Origin of the sequence: Jiangella alba (genome assembly GCF_900106035.1) — a bacterium.
GTDB lineage: Bacteria > Actinomycetota > Actinomycetes > Jiangellales > Jiangellaceae > Jiangella > Jiangella alba.
The window spans coordinates 1,110,641-1,127,324 of record NZ_FNUC01000003.1; the positions used below are offsets into that span (position 1 = coordinate 1,110,641).

Below are 16,684 nucleotides of genomic sequence, written 5' to 3' on the forward strand. Positions count from 1 at the left end.
CTCTGTGCGGACGGGGAACGATCAGCAATGAACGCGCGTACATCATGAGATTGGCGCGGACGCTACCCGCGTCACGGGCACGTCGTCAAGCGCGGGAAAAGTCAGCGCAACCCGCGTTTAGCGGCGATTGCGCGCGGTGCAAGTCGATCGGTATAGGCTGTCTGCACGCGCGTACAAGTCGAGGCTCGATGCTTCGGCTACGCGAGCCGTCGAGTTCGACGACCGTCACAGCGAGCGGCGAGAGCATCGAAAGGGTGGGCCATGGCCACGAGTGCTGAGGTGGCGCGCCTGGCGGGGGTCTCCCGGGCGACGGTGTCCCGGGTTCTTTCGGGTGGGACGAAGGTCAAGGATGAGACGCGCAAGCGAGTCGAGGCCGCGGCGCGGAGCCTTGGCTACGAACCTGACGTCGCGGCGCAGAGCGTGGCGGGCGCCCGATCCAAGACGATCGCGCTGGGCTTTTTCGCGAACGACGTGTGGGCGCTGTCCCATTTGATCCGTCCGCAGTACCACTTCCACCTCGACGTGCTGCGCCACGTCGAGGGCGCGTTGGCCGGAGCAGGCTACGACCTGTTGCTGCCGTCCCGCCCGAACAGCGCCTCGAGCGCTGGCTACGTGCGGCTGCTGCGAGCCCGGCGGGTCGCCGGCGCGATCATGGTCGCCTGCCCGCCCGGTGACCGTCGTGTCCAGGCCCTGGTCGAATCCCAACTGCCGACCGTCTTCATCGACTCGATCGGTGAGGGCCCAAGGGCGACCTTCGTGACGTCGGACAACACCGAAGGTGCCCAGCAGATCACTGAGCACCTACTCGACTTGGGGCACCGGCGCATCGCCCGCGTGATCGGCACCGAGACCGACCCCTCCGGCCGCGATCGCCTGACGGGCATCCGGGCTGCGCTATCGGCGCGCGGCGTCCCGGAGGACTCCGGCCTCGCGCGCACATCGGACTGGTCCACGGAGGGCGCCTATCGGGAGATGCTGAGCCTACTGGCGGTTCGGCGTGACTTCACGGCGGTGATCGCCGAGAGCGACATGATGGCGATCGGCATCCTGCGCGCCCTGCACGAGCACGGTCTGCGAGTGCCCGAGGACGTGTCGGTGACCGGGTTCGACGACATTGACCTGTGCGCGTTCACCCAACCTCCGCTGACGACGGTGCGACAGGATGCCGAAGTGATGGGTACTGGCGCCGTTCGCGCGTTGCTGGACATCATCGGCGGCACCAACGGACCGCCCCTCGTGCTGCCCACCGACGTCGTGGTCCGCCAATCGACCACCGTGCCGCGCTCATGACCCTCACCGGCCCGGGGAGTAACCCGGGTCGTGCACTGGGAACCGACCCTGGCGCCGTCGAGGGAGGTGCATCCCCGCTCGGGCGGATCCGTGACGTCAACGCCGCGGAGTCGGCCGACTGGGAGGTGGCCTCGCGATGGTCGCGTTGCTGCAGACACTGGAATCGGAGCATGCGCGAATCCGGCGCGGCCCTGGCGGCGATGGTCCGGCGGCGCTCGCCGCGGGTCTCACGTCACCCGAAGCTGAGGTCCGCAACCGTGCAGTCCTGCTGATCGCGCAGAAACCGGACGACGAGGCGACGGCCTTGCTCGCCAAGGTGCGGCCGACGCCGTCCCGGTGCTGACACGACGATGATCGACGGAACGGGCGCGTCTGGGGAATGCCGGCCGGACTCGGTGTCAGCCGGGTTCGTCGCCGGCGTTGTCGGCGAGCTCGAAGTCGCGTTGGCTGCCGACGTGTGCGCGGATGACTCGTTCGACTTCGACCGGGTCGCGGGTCTGCAGGGCGGCGAGCACGCCTTCGTGCTCGGCGACGGCGGTCTCCCAGTTCGTGGCGAGGGAATGCACGACGGCGCGGTAGCGGCGCACCGTGCGCAGCGATTGGCTCACCGCCTCGACGAGGGACTCGAACGTGCTCGCCCGGGCGATCGCGAGATGGAACTCGGTGTTGAGATTGCCCAGCCTGGTGGCGTCGCCGCCGAGTTCGGCGCGCATGGCGTCGTTGACCTGGCGCATCTCGTCGATGGTCGCGTCGTCGATACTGGCCGCCGCCAGCCGCCCGACCAGGGCTTCGGTCTCCTCACGCAGCAGGTAGATCGCCCGGAACTCGCGCAACGACAGGGGAGCGACCCGCGGCCCGGTGTGCGGGGTCTGCACCACCAGCCCCTGCGACTCCAGGCTCATCAGCGCCTCGCGGACGGGGATCTTGCTGACGCCGAGATCGCGGGCGACCTCGTCGAGCACGATGCGGCTGCCCGGTGGCCGGCGGCCCTCGATGATGTCCCGTTCCAGGAGCTCCCTGATGAGTTCCGTCTTCGTGCGCACGATCAGTGGTCCGGTGGACGCCGTGCTCTCAGCCACCCTGACCCCCTTCCCTTTGGTCGTCGATTCTGCCTCATTTGACGTACACCGGAGATCGTATATCGTATGGCTCCGGAAAGGTGGTGACACACCATGACATTGGCTCAGCGCGAACGACGGCCCGATGCCCGGACGGCGAGCGACCGACGGCCCGAACCCGGCCGCGGGGCCGGCGCGGCCGGAGTGTTTCCGTTCCTGCTGATCATGCCCGCTGGGGCGCTCCTGCTGGCCGTGCTCGTGTATCCGCTGGCGGGAGCGATGGTGGACGCCTTCTTCCATCACGACCTGCTCACGCCCGGCCGGACCTTCGCCGGGTTCGACAACATCGCCATGGCGCTCGATCGGCTGTGGCCGCTGCTGTCGACCACACTGCTGTTCGCCGTGCCGGCGACGTTGATCCCCTTCTGCATCGGCCTGGTCGCCGCCCTCGGACTGAACCAGCGGATGCGGGGGAGAGGCCTGCTGCGCACCGCGCTGCTGTTCCCCTGGGTCCTGCCGGGGGTCGTCGTGAGCTTCCTGTGGCTGTGGATCTTCGACGCCAACTACGGCGTCCTCAACGGCGTCCTTCGAGCGCTCGGGCTGACCGACTCCAACATCGGGTGGCTCAACTCGGACTGGTCCGCCATGCTCGCCGTCATCGTCGCGCGCAGCTGGGCGACGTTCCCCTGGATGATGGTGATGCTGCTCGCGGCGTTGCAGTCGTTCCCGGCGGAGCAGGGGGAGGCGGCCCGCGTCGACGGCGCCAACGCGTGGCAGCGGTTCCGGTACGTCACCTGGCCGGGCCTGCGTCCCATCGCCGGCGTCGTCGTGCTCCTGGAGTTCATCTGGAACTTCCAGCACTTCGACACGATCTACGTGCTGACCGGCGGCGGACCGGCCGGAGCGACGACGAGCTTCTCCCTGGCGGTGTACGAGACCGCGTTCAAGGGCTTCGACCTGGGCATGGCCAGTGCCATCGGGCTGCTCTGGCTGCTCTTCCTGCTTCCGATCGTCGTGCTGTACCTGCGCAGGTCGGAGGCCGGCAGATGACCACCGACACCGCCCGGTCCGTGCGCCGACGCGGCAGGGATCGCAGCCCGACCCGCGAGAGCCGCTCGGTGCGAGCCTTGCGCAGGATCAGCCTGAGCCTCGTCGCGCTGTTCGGGCTGCTGCCCGTGTACTGGCTCCTCACCACCGCCCTCAAGCCGAACGCCGCGGTCTTCAGGTTCCCGCCCGAGTTCGTCCCGAGGAGCCTCACCCTCGACCACGTCCGGGCCGTGCTGAACAACGAGGACCTGGTGCGCTACATGCTCAACAGCGTGCTGGTCTCGTCGGTCACCGCGATCGGCAGCGTGCTCATCGCCACGTACTGCGCCTACTCGTTCTCCAAGTTCCAGTACCGCGGCCGGCGCACGATCATGCTGACCTTCCTGGCATCGCAGCTCTTTCCGCACGTCCTGCTGCTCATCACCATGTACGCGCTGTTCAGCGCGCTGGGGATTCTCAACACCTACCTCGTGCTGGTCATCGCCTTCACGACGTTCACGCTGCCGTTGTGCATCTGGATGATCAAAGGCGTCTTCGACAACATCCCGGACGAGATCATCGAGGCGGCGAAGATCGACGGCGCCGGCCAGCGGGTCATCCTGCACCGGATCCTCATGCCCCTGATGCGCCCGGGCCTCATCGCGGCCGGAATGTTCGCCTTCATCCGGGGCTGGAACGACTTCGTCTTCGCGCTCACCCTGTCCGGCGACGACACCAGAACCCTTCCGCCGGGCCTGGTCAACACGTACCTGAGCGAATCGGCGAGCAGATGGCCCGAGCTCATGGCCGCCTCACTCATCGCCTCGCTTCCCGTCGTCCTCATCTTCCTCGCCCTCCAACGACACTTCGTGGCGGGCCTCAGCTCCGGTGCCGTCAAGGGCTAGACCGGCGCACCGAAAGGAGATCCGCATGTCTCGATCGACTCCGGCCCACGCCGGACGCCGCACGCGCAGCGCCGTCTTCGCGGGGATCTGCGTGGTCGGGCTCGCCACCGCCTGCGGCGGCGACGACTCGTCCACGTCCGCTCCCGACCCCGAGGCCTCCGCGCAGCTCGAGGACTTCACCTTCACCAGCTGGAACTACGGTGAGGACGCCCAGAAGCAGCTCATCACCGACGAGGCCGCCGGCTTCACGGACGGCAAGGGGATCGAGGCCACCCTGTCGTCGTTCCCGTTCGCGGAGTACAAGAACCAGATCGTGTTGCGCTCGCGCAGCGGGGAGGTCACGGGCGCCGCGCAGCTCGACATCGCCGACCTCAGCTCGCTGGCTCAGCTCGGGGTGCTGGCGGACCTGGGCGCCTACGCCGAGCAGGGCGGCTACACGGAGGCAGCCCTCGCGAACGGCCAGTACGACGGCGTCCAGTACGGCCTGCCCTGGTACACCGGCTCCATCGGGCTGGTGAGCAACACGGACCTGCTCGCCGAGGCGGGCGTCAGCGAGGCTCCGGCGACGGTGGCCGACTTCGAGGACGCGCTCAGGCAGGTCAAGGCCCTCGGTCAGGACTACGTGCCGTACGCCTTCACCACGAAGCCGGAAACGATCAAGGACGTCATTCCCTGGTTCCGGACGTTCGGGTCCCCGATCGTCGAGGACGGCGAGGTCAAGGTGAACGACCCCGGCGCGGTCGAGGCGCTCACGTGGCTCAAGGGACTTCTCGACGACGGTCTCATCGCGCTCAACATCGGCCGTCCGGAAGCGCGCACCCTGTACGCGCAGGGCCGGACGGCGTTCTTCGACGACGCGAACCAGGTGCGAGGCACGCTGAAGAGCCAGGCCGAGGATCCCGCGATCCTCGAGGCGACGGCGCCGATCGCGCGCCCGGTCGTCGAGCCCGGTGACACCCCGCAATCGCTGGCGTGGGGTGGCTTGGTCGTCGTGTTCGACAGCGGCCCGGTCGACACCGCCGCCCAGTTCGCGAGCTTCATCACGAGCGACCCGGCGACGGGACTGACGCGGTACGAGCAGATCGGCTCGGCTCCGACGACGACCGAAGCGTTGCAGGACCCGTCCTTCACCGGCGACGCCTACAGCTCCACCTGGCAGACCGCCATCACCGACAACGCCGAGCCCAATCCCCTGTGGCAGTTCCCGGCCTACGGCCAGATGGAGGTCGCGCTGGCAACGCACGTTCAGGCGGCGCTGCTGGGGGAGGAGACACCGCAAGACGCACTCGACGCGGCGAACGACGAGATGCAGGCGCTGGCGAAGTGACGCTCTCCGTTGCGAACGCCTCTGGAGCGGGCGCCCTCGAGGACAAGGACCTCGAGATCGTCTCGGTGGAGGCCATTCCCCTGGTGGCCAGGTTCAGCGACCTCTACGGTGGTCAGGCGCCACCGGAGTGGCTGGTGCACCCGGCCGCGAGTCATCGGACGCTCCAGCGCACCGGGCAGTTCACCACGCTGGTGCGCATCACCACCGCGGGCGGGCTCCAGGGGTTGGGCGAGTGCTACGGCCTCCCCAGTCCGAGGGTGACCGCCACCATCGTGGACGACATCCTTGCCCCGCTGCTCATCGGCCGGCATCCACTGGCCGTCGATCGGCTGTGGTCGACGATGTTCGACGCGATGAGTGGCGGCGGCCACGTGCGCGGCTTCTACCTCGAGGCGATGAGCGGGGCCGACATCGCGCTCTGGGACCTCAAGGGCAAGGCGCTGGGGCTTCCGGTGCACGCCCTGCTCGGCGGGCCGCACCGCTCTCACATCGACGTCTACGCCAGCCCGGTGCCGATGTTCGAGCGACCGGCGCAGTCCGCCGAAGCGGCGCAGCGGTTCGTGACGGAGGGCTTTCGCGCGCTCAAGCTGAAGCTCGGGCGGGGCATCGAGACCGACGTCGCGCACGCCGCCGCCGTGCGGGCTGCCATCGGCGACGACGTCGACCTGCTCGTGGATCTCAACTGCGCGTACACGTCCGATCAAGCGGTCCGCATCGGGCAGGTGCTGGCCGATCTCGGCATCACCTGGTTCGAGGAACCGGTCGCGGTCGACGACGTCGCCGGCTACCGGCGTCTGCGGCAGGCGCTCCCGCTGACCCTCGTCAACGGGGAGACACTGTTCACCCGGTTCGACTTCAGCACCTTCCTGACCGAAGGCGCCGTCGACGTGATCATGCCCAACGTCGCACGAGCGGGCGGCATCAGCGAGTCGTACAAGATCGCCGCGCTCGCGCAGACCTTCCACACCGACATCGCGCCGCACGGCGTCGGCTCGGCCGTCGGGGTGACGGCCGGGCTGCACCTGTCGGCCGCGGTGCCGAACTTCCGGACGTTCGAGTTCAACCAGCTGCCCAACCCGCTACGGGATACCCTCCTCGTCGAGCCGTTGCGGTTGCGCGACGGCGGTCTGGACGTGCCCACGGGCCCGGGTCTCGGCATCGAGCTCGACTGGGACCGGGTCGAGGCGTTCCGCGTCGACCGGTGACCGGCCCGATCGACGGGAGAGGACGTTGGCGACACCACAGGGCTACACCGTCGTAGCGGGGGCCGCGGGCGGTATCGGCCGGGCGGTAGCCCGCCGGCTCGCGCCGAACGGCCCGCTCGCTCTCCTGGACCGCGACCAGGTGACGCTGGACGAGCTGGCGGCGTCAGTGCGCACAGACGCCGCCGGCGAGGTCGTGGGCGTTGGGCTCGACCTCGCCGACGGTCGGCTGGTCGGCGACTGCTTCGAGCGCCTCGCCGCCGAACGCGGTGTCACCTCGCTGGCCGTGACCGTCGGCACGACGACCGGCGGGTCGCTGACGAGCCTCACGGACCAGAGCTGGGACGCGATCCTCGACTCCTGCCTGCGCACGGTCATGAACGTCATGCGGGCGGCCGTGACCGTGATGCGTGACGGAGGCTCGATCTGCGTTCTCGGGTCGGTCCACGCACACCAGCCGGTGCCGGGGTTTCCCGCCTACGGCGCGGCGAAGGCCGCCGTCACCGCACTGGCGCGGCAGGTCGCGGCCGAGTACGGCTCCCGCGGCATCCGCGTGAACGTCGTCACGCCCGGCTGGACCCGCACACCGCACACGGAAGCCAGGCTTGACCCCACGGACGAGCGACGGCTGCGGGAGGCGACCGCGCTGGGCTCCTTGGTCGAGCCCGACGACGTGGCCGCGGCGGTCGCGTTCCTCCTCAGCCCCGCAGCCGCGCGAGTGACCGGCGCCGAGGTGGTCGTCGACGCAGGCGCGTCGTTGCTACCGGCCGCCAGCGTGCTGCGGGACGGGCATCGCCACACTCTCGGCCTGCCGCCGCTGTAGGCGTTTCGCGGCTCCACCAGCGCAGACGGCTCCGGTGCCGACGCACGTGGCGCTCGCGGCCGAGGCGTCCCCTCCCGGTCGGGCGCGTCACGCCCAACTCGCCCGCGTTCGTGCGCATTTCAACCTTGTTGGTAGATCGTATTTCGGATATCGTCAGCCCATGTCCAATGACGCGCATCACACTCAGGCAGTGACACCGCGCCTCAGCCGCCGCTCGTTCGTCGCAGGCGCCGGGGCCGCGGCGGCGATGGCGCTGGCCATGCCCCGCGGCGCCGTCGCGGCGCCGGCGGTGATCGGCGGCGACACCTACGTCGTGCAGTGGCGCAAGCCGCGGCAGACCCTGCTCGGGCTCGGCTACGAGATCCAGAGCGACTCGATCGGCTCGGGCAACAACGGCCTGCCCGACGCCACGACCTCCGTCCCGCACGACCTCGTGGAGCGGGAACGGAACCGGTTCTACCGGGAGATGCTGAGAGGCGGCGGCGACCGCGGCTTCCGCTACTGCCGGCTGGCGATGGGGCTGTACCTCCGCGGCCTCACCCCGGACCAGAAGAACGTCATCGGCCGCTGGCCGGAGCAGCTGGCAGAGCTGCGCGACATGATGGTGAAGGGCCGGGTCGAGGGCCTGCAGGTCGAGTACTGGTCGCCGACGCCCGCCTGGAAGTCCAACGACTCCTACATCCGCGGCACGCTCAAGAGCGGGGACCAGGCGTTCCTCAGCGACTTCGCCGACGCGCTCGTCCAGGACGTCCGGTACCTGCAGGACAACGGCCTGCCGGTGTCGTGGTGGGGCCTGCAGAACGAGCCGAGCGTGTCGACCTTCTACTCGACCTGCACCTACACCGGCGACCTCTACTACAACGCCTTCCGCACCGCCGCCAGCCGGATGCGCTCCACCTTCCCGCGCATCCGCATCCACGCCAACAGCCAGGACGGCCAGCACGGCCCCGGCGTCGACCGGATCCGCGCCGACCGGGGCAGCCTGGCCCTGGTCGACGGCTGGACCTGGCACCGCATCGGCACGAACACCGACGAGCTGCTTCCCGGCCGTGGTGGCTTCGCCGCCGACAACGAGCACCGGGCCGTCTTCAACAACGAGTTCGAGTACCTCTCGTGGGACCTCAGCCGCAAGCCCTGGTACACCGTCAACACCGCGCAGTCGGTCATGAACTGGATGGTCTTCCACGACTCGCCCACCTGGATCTGGCTGCACGCGCTCAAGCCCACCTACAACTCCGAGGCGCTCGGGTACTCGCTCGGGTTCTGGCGGCCCTGGGACGACGACGATGACAGCCACTTCCCGGACCTGGAGAAGGGGCACTGGACCTGGAACCCGATGAACTGGAACGGCGTGGCCGGATTCCTGCGGCACCTGCCGTGGGACTCCGTGCGCGTCGAGGTCGACGAGCCCGCGATCGACGGCGACCACCGCGTCATGGCCTGGCAGGCGCCCGGCGGCGCGCGTTCGTTCGTCGTGACCAACCGGACCGCGACGCCGTACACGTTCGCGATCCGGGTCGGCGCGAACGACGGCTTCACCGGCAGCCGCTACGCCCACGACGTCAACGCCGCCGACCTCGGAAGAAGGACGGGCGACGTCCTCACCGTCGAAGTCCCGGCGTACTCCATCGAGTTCTGGTCCGAGGTCTAGGAGGCCGATCGTGAACACCGTGACCCAGACCTCGGCCGCCGCCCAGGCCGACGTCGACATCGTCATCGACAACCCGCAGGCCACGCTCACCGGGACGTGGCAGACCTCGACGTTCCAGAAGAACTTCTACGGCGCCGACTACGCGTTCACCAACCGCAGCGCCGTCTCGCCTTCGCCGCGCGTGGCCCGGTGGACCCCGGACCTCCCGGGACCCGGCAGCTACACCGTCGCGGTGTGGCTGCCCGACGGCAACAACGACCGGTCCGACGCGGTGACCTACCGGGTCCGGCACGACGGGGGAGAGTGGGCCTTCGTCCTGGACCAGACCATCGGGGGCGGCTACTGGCGTCAGCTCGGCCGCGGGCCGCTGACCTTCAGCGGCGACGGCACCGAGTACCTCGAGCTGCGGGTCGCCGACGTGGAGCCCAGGCCCGGCAACGCGCCGACCTACGTACAGGTCGACGCCGTGCGCTTCGCCACGCCGCCACCGCCGCTGACAAGCGCTCCCGCCGGCGTCGGCGCGGCCGTCGCGCGAAACTACGCCGAGATCACCTGGCAGCCGCTCGACGGCGCCGCCGGTTACGTCGTGAGCCGTGCGCTCGGCGCAGGTGAGCCCGAGGAGGTCGCGGAGGTCCAGGGAACCGGGTACCTCGACCTGTCGCTCGATCCGCGCCAGTCGTATCACTTCACCGTGGCGGGCGTCAACGGCGCGGGCCTCGGGCCGGCCTCCGCCGCGGTGCCGGCACGGTACACCGCCGGTGTGCCGCTCGAGGCCGTCCAGGGCCTCGTGGTCGCCAAGGACGGCGCCAACGCGGTACTGCAGTGGCAGCCCTCGTTCGACGCCACCAGCTATCGCGTCGAACGGGCACCGGTCAGCGGCCGGCCCGGCACGGTGATCGCCACCGTCGACGGCACGACCTTCGTCGACACGCCCCCCGGACCCGAGGCGCACTACATCGTGCGGTCCGTCAACCAACGCGGCGCCTGCCTGCTGTCGTCGTGGCAGGTCACCTGGATGCGCTGACCATGCCGCCGCCGGAGCGCCCCTCGCCCGCCGACACGGCCGAGGGGCGCTCCGCCACATCTGCCAGTGGCGATCACGACCCTTGAACGGGAATGGCGCCCACCCTCGAGCGGTCTCGGTCCTCGAGCGTGGCCGACGGCCCGACGAGCTGTTCGTCGATTCTCCAGGTGGCATCGCGACCGCGCGGCTCGCGGTATCGACCGTCGTGAGCGCCAGCTTGGCGCCCTACCAAATTCATCTGTCTTATAGAGCAAGGTTCGCCTCCTCGAGTGGGCTGGACGGATGGCACGCCGTTATAGATATGATGAATGCGAGCGGATGGGTCCTGGATCAGGCTGAGGAGCAGCAGTGAGAGCAGCGACATATCACGGTGCGCGCACCATCGTGCTGGACGAACGACCACCTCCGGCCCCGCCAGGCCCTGGGCAGATCCAGATCGCGGTGGCGTACACCGGGATCTGTGGCACCGATCTGCACATCTTCCACGGAGACATGGACGCGCGAGTTCAGCCGCCGACGGTCATCGGCCACGAGATGTCCGGTCGCATCGCCGCGCTAGGTGCGGGGACGACGGGTTGGGAGATCGGTGCGCCGGTTACGGTCATGCCGACGCGATCGTGCGGCGGCTGCGCGGCATGCAGGCGAGGCTTGGCCCACATTTGCCATCGGCTGGACTTCATCGGCATCGACTCACCCGGGGCGATGCAGTCGCTCTGGACGGTGCCGGCCGACCTGGTCATCGCGCTTCCGCGCGGCCTGCCTTTGGAGTTCGCGACGCTGGCCGAGCCGGCAGCGGTGGCCGTCCACGACGTACGTCGAGCGAGAGTCACCGGCGATGACTTCGTCGTGGTGGTCGGCGGCGGCCCGGTAGGCCTGCTGATCGCGGCAGTTGCCACACGTGAAGGTGCTCGAGTCCTCGTGGTGGAGCCTGACCCGTTCCGCCGCTCCGTGTCCATGCAGATCGGCATCGAGGCGATCGATCCCCGACACCACGACGTGTCGGCTTTCGTTGCGGATCGAACCGACGGCGCCGGAGCCGACGTCGCGTTCGAGGTCTCCGGCGCAACGGATGGCGTCACCACGGCGGTCGACGTCCTGACCACACGCGGCCGGCTCATCATGGTCGCGATCCACCCCAAGCCCCGCGAGGTGAATCTGCACCGGTTCTTCTGGCGAGAGCTGGAACTGCTCGGCGCGCGGCTGTACGAGCGCAGCGACTTCGAGGAAGCGGTCGGTCTGGTAGCAGAAGGCGCGATCCCTGCAAAGCAACTGATCTCCCGGGTGCAGCCGTTCGAGGACGTGGCCGCGGCCTTCGAAGCTCTCGAGAGCCGTGGTGGCGTCATGAAGGTGCTCGTCGATTGCCGGGACGGTGTCCGATGAGGCTGTTCGACCTGACTGGGCGCATCGCTGTGGTGACGGGGGCCCGCCGCGGCATCGGCCTCGCCATGGCCAGTGCCCTGGCACAGGCTGGGGCGGACATCGTCGGCGTCTCGGCGCAGCTCGAGGAGTCCGGTAGTGAAGTCGAGCGTCAGGTGAGAGCAGCAGGCCGTCAGTTCACGGCGCTGCGGGCCGATCTCGCCGATCGCGTCGCCGTCAGAGATCTGGCGCGGACACTGACGGGGCTCGGGCCGATCGACGTGCTGGTGAACAACGGCGGGACGATTGCGCGCACGCCGGCTGCCGAGCACGCCGACGAGACCTGGGATCATGTCCTGGAGGTCAATCTGACGAGTCAGTTCGTGCTCAGCCGCGAGCTCGGCCGGCAGATGGTGGCTCGCGGTCACGGAAAGATCATCTTCACTGCGTCATTGCTGTCGTTCCAGGGCGGCATCAACGTGCCCGGCTACACGGCGTCGAAGTCGGCCATCGCGGGGCTGACCAAAGCGCTTGCGAACGAATGGGCGGCGCGCGGCGTGAACGTCAACGCAGTCGCACCCGGCTATATCGCCACGGACAACACTCGGGCGCTACGCGACGACCAGGACCGCAGCCGGTCCATCCTCGAACGCATCCCGGCCGGACGGTGGGGACGGCCCGATGACCTCGCTGGCGCAACGGTGTTTCTCGCATCGAATGCGTCCGACTATGTCAACGGTGTGGTCCTGCCCGTGGACGGCGGCTGGCTGGGCCGCTGATGCATCACCTGTACGGCCGCCGCGGCCCGGTCGTCGACGCCCACCACCACCTCTGGGCTCGGTCCCGTCATCCGCAGCGCTGGATCGATCCAGTGACGATGGCCGCGATCGACGCCGATTTCCTCCCCGCCGACCTCGAACCGCTCCTGCGCGACGCGGGCGTCGAGCAGACGATCGTCGTGCAGTCCGTGCCGTCCGAGCAGGAAACCGTGGACCTGCTCGCCACAGCGGCGCGCGAGCCGCTCATCGGTGGTGTGGTCGGCTGGGTGGACCTGGCCGCCCCGGACATCGCTGCGCGGCTGGACCGGCTGCGCGCCGCCGACGGCGGAGATCAGCTGGTCGGGATCCGCCATCTGGTGCAGGACGAACCAGACCCGGAGTTCCTCGACCGCTTTGACATCCGGCGCGGGATCGCCGCCGTTGGCCGAGCCGGGCTCGTCTTCGATCTGCTCGTCCGCGAGCACCAACTCGACGCCGCTGTCCGCCTCGCAGACGACATCCAGGAAACAGCCTTCGTCCTCGACCATCTCGGAAAGCCCGCACTCGCGACACGCGACATCGGTGCCTGGGCGCGCGGCCTGTCCCGCCTGGCCGCCCTGCCGAACGTCTCGTCGAAGCTATCCGGTCTGGTCACCGAAGCCGACTGGCGGACGTGGGCGATCGGCGACCTGGCCCCTGCCGTCGAGTACGCCCTTGACGTCTTCGGGCCCGAGCGCACGATGTTCGGCTCGGACTGGCCGGTGAGCCTGCTGGCCACGTCCTACCCCTCCTGGATCGAGACGGTATCGGAGTTGATCTCCGACCTGGACGAGGACGGGCGAGCTGCAGTGTGGCGCGGAACGGCGCGGGAGGTCTACGGGCTGAAGGCCACACCGCCGATCGACAACCAGGAGGACTGATGCTCCGCACCCCCCTTCCTCGGCGTCCGGCCGTGGCGCTCTCGAAGCTCGGATTCGGTGCCGCCCAGGGCGGCAACCTCTACCGCGCCACGTCCGATGAAGAGTTCGCCGACGCCGTCGACGCGGCTTGGCGAGCCGGCGTCCGCTACTTCGACACCGCACCGCACTACGGCCTGGGGTTGTCCGAGCGTCGGCTCGGCAGGGCTCTGGCCGGTCGGCCCCGAGGGGAGTTCGTGGTGTCGACGAAAGTAGGCCGCTTGCTGGTGCCGTCGCCGGAGACGGCAGGTCAGCGCGACAGCGAGGGCTTCGACGTCGCGGCGGATCAGCGGCGGGTGTGGGACTTCAGCCGTGACGGAGTGTTGCGTTCGCTCGAGGCCAGCCTGCAGCGCACCGGCCTGGATCGCTTCGACATCGTCTATCTTCATGACCCCGACGACCATTGGGAGCAGGCTGCGGTCGAGGCCATTCCCGCGCTGATCGAGTTGCGTGACCAAGGCGTAGTCGGCGCCGTCGGCGCCGGCATGAACCAGTCAGCCATGCTCGCGCGGTTCGCGACGGAGACCGATGTCGACGTGCTGATGTGCGCCGGACGGTACAGCTTGCTGGAGCAACCCGCGCTTCGCGACCTCCTGCCCGCTGCTCATGACCGCGGCGTAGGTGTCGTGGTCGCCGGCGTGTACAACTCCGGGCTGCTGGCCCAGCGACGCCCGCCTGCCGATGCCACTTACGACTATCGGCCCGCGCCGCCTGAGCTGATCGAGCGAGTCGACCGAATCGCCGATGCCTGTGAGGCACACGGCGTGACGCTGCCGGCGGCGGCCCTTGGGTTCGTGATGAGGCATCCCGCTGTCGTCTCCGTCGTGGTGGGGATGCGCCATGCCGGCCACGTCCGGGAGGCGGCGAACCGGGCCGACGTTGAGGTTCCGGCGACGCTGTGGCCGGACCTCATGGCCGGCGGCCTGCTCACACCGGACGCGATGCCATGAGGGAATGACGCACGGTCACTCGACTCGCTCCGGCTCCGGCCGGGATCGAGACTGGTCGAGGATGGTGTCGTCGTCGATCTGCGCGTCTCGAAGTGACTCCTCGACACCGAGCAGGTGGTTGGCCATTCGGATACGCGCGGTCTCGGCATCACGCGCCTCGAGGGCTCGCCAGATCGCGACATGCTCGTCGTGTGTGCGCTGGTCGACGCCTTCTTCGTGGAGACTCCGCCACAACCGTTCCCGGACGGTCCGACTGGCCAGGGACTCGATCATGCCCATCAGCACGGGATTGTCAGTGTGGCCCGCGATGATGCGGTGAAAGGCGATGTCGGTTTCGATGAGCCGCTCATGTTCGTGTGGCGTTCGTCCGACGATCAGCGTGGCCTCGTCAAGCAGGGCCTTCGCTTGCTCCAGCGCCGACTCGGTGATCCTGGTAGCGGCAAGCCGCGCCGCCTCACTCTCCAGCAGCCGCCGGATCGCGTGGAAGTGCCTGGCGAGCCCATCGCCCGGCAGATCCGCCACGAACCCCATCGGGGCGAGCAGCCGGGGCACGTCGAGGCTGGTGATATAGGTACCATCGCCCTGCCTGGTGTTGACGATGCCGAGAATCGAGAGCGCCCGGATCCCTTCCCGGAGCGGCCCGCGAGAGACGCCTAGAGTGTCGGCGAGCTCCTTCTCGATGGGCAGCCGATCACCCGGACGTAGCCGCCCGTCCATGATCATGCGCTTGATTCCGTCTACGACGTCGTCGGTGCGGGACATAGCAGCAGTATCCTCCCAGGCGCCAGCCGGAACCGAACACTCGTCAGACGTATCCGATCATGATCCGGATCGCCGCGCGGCGACGAGCTCGGCACGGCTCCAGTAGTGGCCATCGGGATAGCGGTATCGTCTGATCGATGCATCCCGCATGCGGGTCGAATAGCCGGGTCGGCGCGGCGACACATAACCGGTGCCCACACCACGATCACTGACGATGCAGGGGTCGGTGAAGTGTTCGTGCAGGTGGTCGACGAATTCGGTCACCCGGTTCGTCAGATCGCCGGAGACGGCGACGTAGTCGAAGATGGATACGTGCTGCACCATCTCGCATAGGCCGACCCCGCCCGCATGGGGGCAGACCGGCACGCCGAACTTGGCGGCCAAGAGCAACACGGCCACGATTTCGTTGAGACTCGCCAGCCGGCCCGTGTCCAGCTGACAGAAGTCGAGAGCCTCGGCCTGGAAGAACTGTTTGAACATGACCCGGTTGTGGCAGTGCTCGCCGGACGCGACGCCAATGGGGGCTACGGCACGGCGAACGGCCGCATGGCCGGCGATGTCGTCAGGGCTTGTGGGTTCCTCGATCCACAGTGGATCGAACTGCGAGAGCGCCTTGACCCACTCGATGGCCTGGCCGACATCCCAGACCTGGTTCGCGTCGATCATCAGCTTGCGGTCGGGTCCGATCACCTCGCGCGCGATCGCGCAGCGGCGAAGGTCGTCGTCGAGATTCTCGCCGACCTTGAGCTTGACGTGGCCGTAGCCCGCATCGACGGCCTCTTGGCACAGGCGGCGTAGCTTGTCGTCGCTGTATCCGAGCCAGCCGGCGGACGTCGTGTAGACGGGGTAGCCTCGACGATCGAGCTCAGCGATGCGGTGCTGCTTCGACGCCTCGCGAGCCCTGAGAATGTTCAGGGCCTCGTCCCGGGTCAGCGCGTCCGACAGGTATCGCAGGTCGGCGATGTCGACGAGCTCTTCCGGGGTCATGTCCGCGAGCAGCTGCCAGAGGGGCTTGCCCTCGAACCGAGCGGCGAGATCCCACATGGCGTTCATCACGGCGGAGAGGGACAGGTGGACGACGCCCTTCTCCGGCCCCAGCCACCGCAGCTGCGAATCCGAGGTGACGTCCCGGTAGACCTCGCCCATGTCGGCCGCTGAGGTCGCGACATCACGGCCGACCAACAACGACGCCTGCTGCCGGGCGGCCGCGGCGACGATGTCGTTGCCACGGCCGATCGTGAAGGTCAGGCCGTATCCGGCCAGAGGCTCGCCGTTCGTGTCCGTCCCATCGGTATGAAGGACGACATAGGCGGCCGAGTAGTCGCCGTCCTTGTTCATCGCGTCGGATCCGTCCCGGGTGGACGACGTCGGAAAGCGGACGTCCTCGACAGTGACTGCGGTGATGCGCGGCATGGGCCCTCAACTCGATATAGATCAGATGATTACACATCCTATAAATCGATTTCCTGCCGAGTCAACAGGTCGGCCGCCATCTAGATTGACAGTTCATCCAATCTTTCAGGGCGGCTACCCCCGCTGAACCATGACGGCGGGTTGCGTCAACCGCGTCGGCCACCACGACGCGGTTGACTCCCA

16 protein-coding genes are annotated in these 16,684 nt (G+C 68.6%); 13 read left to right on the forward strand and 3 right to left on the reverse strand.

Annotated elements, in window-relative coordinates:
* Positions 1–261: 261 nt before the first annotated feature.
* Both BLV02_RS07705 and BLV02_RS36380 read left to right on the forward strand, forming a co-directional pair.
* A complete protein-coding gene (locus tag BLV02_RS07705) occupies positions 262–1,290 on the forward strand; it encodes a LacI family DNA-binding transcriptional regulator (protein WP_069111046.1) in 1,029 nt (342 codons plus the stop codon).
* Between the two features lie 136 nt (positions 1,291–1,426).
* Positions 1,427–1,633 (forward strand): hypothetical protein, encoded by a 207-nt coding sequence (locus BLV02_RS36380; protein WP_176986516.1) that lies wholly within the window; start codon positions 1,427–1,429, stop codon positions 1,631–1,633.
* A gap of 55 nt (positions 1,634–1,688) precedes the next feature.
* Here the strand turns inward: BLV02_RS36380 and BLV02_RS07710 are convergent, their stop codons facing one another.
* Entirely contained in the window at positions 1,689–2,369 is a 681-nt protein-coding gene (locus BLV02_RS07710) for a GntR family transcriptional regulator (RefSeq protein ID WP_069111045.1), read from the reverse strand.
* 204 nt (positions 2,370–2,573) lie between these two features.
* Here BLV02_RS07710 and BLV02_RS07715 point away from each other — a divergent pair, with 204 nt between their 5' ends.
* The 11 genes from BLV02_RS07715 (at position 2,574) to BLV02_RS07765 (ending at position 14,326) form a co-directional block, all read left to right on the forward strand.
* On the forward strand, positions 2,574–3,398 hold the full coding sequence (locus tag BLV02_RS07715; RefSeq protein WP_216094172.1) for a carbohydrate ABC transporter permease: 825 nt from the start codon (positions 2,574–2,576) through the stop codon (positions 3,396–3,398).
* Between the two features lie 68 nt (positions 3,399–3,466).
* Positions 3,467–4,279 (forward strand): carbohydrate ABC transporter permease, encoded by an 813-nt coding sequence (locus BLV02_RS07720; protein WP_342762382.1) that lies wholly within the window; start codon positions 3,467–3,469, stop codon positions 4,277–4,279.
* A gap of 25 nt (positions 4,280–4,304) precedes the next feature.
* Positions 4,305–5,606, forward strand: coding sequence for a sugar ABC transporter substrate-binding protein (locus BLV02_RS07725; protein WP_069111042.1), 1,302 nt, complete (start codon positions 4,305–4,307; stop codon positions 5,604–5,606).
* Positions 5,603–6,811: a mandelate racemase/muconate lactonizing enzyme family protein gene (locus BLV02_RS07730; protein ID WP_171906720.1), complete on the forward strand. Its 1,209-nt coding sequence runs from the start codon at positions 5,603–5,605 to the stop codon at positions 6,809–6,811. The genes BLV02_RS07725 and BLV02_RS07730 overlap by 4 nt, the downstream gene beginning before the upstream one ends.
* 25 nt (positions 6,812–6,836) lie before the next feature.
* The gene (locus BLV02_RS07735; RefSeq protein ID WP_074946205.1) at positions 6,837–7,631 is read left to right on the forward strand and encodes an SDR family NAD(P)-dependent oxidoreductase; all 795 of its coding nucleotides are present in this window, start codon (positions 6,837–6,839) and stop codon (positions 7,629–7,631) included.
* Between the two features lie 190 nt (positions 7,632–7,821).
* Positions 7,822–9,282: a glycoside hydrolase gene (locus tag BLV02_RS07740; RefSeq protein ID WP_069111040.1), complete on the forward strand. Its 1,461-nt coding sequence runs from the start codon at positions 7,822–7,824 to the stop codon at positions 9,280–9,282.
* A 10-nt stretch (positions 9,283–9,292) separates the two neighbouring features.
* Positions 9,293–10,306, forward strand: coding sequence for a golvesin C-terminal-like domain-containing protein (locus BLV02_RS07745; protein WP_069111039.1), 1,014 nt, complete (start codon positions 9,293–9,295; stop codon positions 10,304–10,306).
* Positions 10,307–10,690: 384 nt separating this feature from the next.
* Entirely contained in the window at positions 10,691–11,686 is a 996-nt protein-coding gene (locus tag BLV02_RS07750; protein WP_216094170.1) for a zinc-dependent alcohol dehydrogenase, read from the forward strand.
* Positions 11,683–12,441, forward strand: coding sequence for a 2-dehydro-3-deoxy-D-gluconate 5-dehydrogenase KduD (gene kduD / locus BLV02_RS07755; RefSeq protein WP_069111037.1), 759 nt, complete (start codon positions 11,683–11,685; stop codon positions 12,439–12,441). The genes BLV02_RS07750 and kduD overlap by 4 nt, the downstream gene beginning before the upstream one ends.
* Positions 12,441–13,340 carry an amidohydrolase family protein gene (locus BLV02_RS07760; RefSeq protein ID WP_069111036.1) on the forward strand — a complete coding sequence of 300 codons (900 nt, stop codon included), beginning with the start codon at positions 12,441–12,443 and terminating at the stop codon, positions 13,338–13,340. Before kduD ends, BLV02_RS07760 begins: the two co-directional genes overlap by 1 nt.
* Positions 13,340–14,326 carry an aldo/keto reductase gene (locus BLV02_RS07765; RefSeq protein ID WP_069111035.1) on the forward strand — a complete coding sequence of 329 codons (987 nt, stop codon included), beginning with the start codon at positions 13,340–13,342 and terminating at the stop codon, positions 14,324–14,326. Before BLV02_RS07760 ends, BLV02_RS07765 begins: the two co-directional genes overlap by 1 nt.
* A gap of 15 nt (positions 14,327–14,341) precedes the next feature.
* Here the strand turns inward: BLV02_RS07765 and BLV02_RS07770 are convergent, their stop codons facing one another.
* Both BLV02_RS07770 and BLV02_RS07775 read right to left on the reverse strand, forming a co-directional pair.
* Positions 14,342–15,088 carry a FadR/GntR family transcriptional regulator gene (locus BLV02_RS07770; protein ID WP_069111034.1) on the reverse strand — a complete coding sequence of 249 codons (747 nt, stop codon included), beginning with the start codon at positions 15,086–15,088 and terminating at the stop codon, positions 14,342–14,344.
* A gap of 57 nt (positions 15,089–15,145) precedes the next feature.
* Positions 15,146–16,501 carry an enolase C-terminal domain-like protein gene (locus BLV02_RS07775; protein WP_069111033.1) on the reverse strand — a complete coding sequence of 452 codons (1,356 nt, stop codon included), beginning with the start codon at positions 16,499–16,501 and terminating at the stop codon, positions 15,146–15,148.
* Positions 16,502–16,684: the final 183 nt, after the last annotated feature.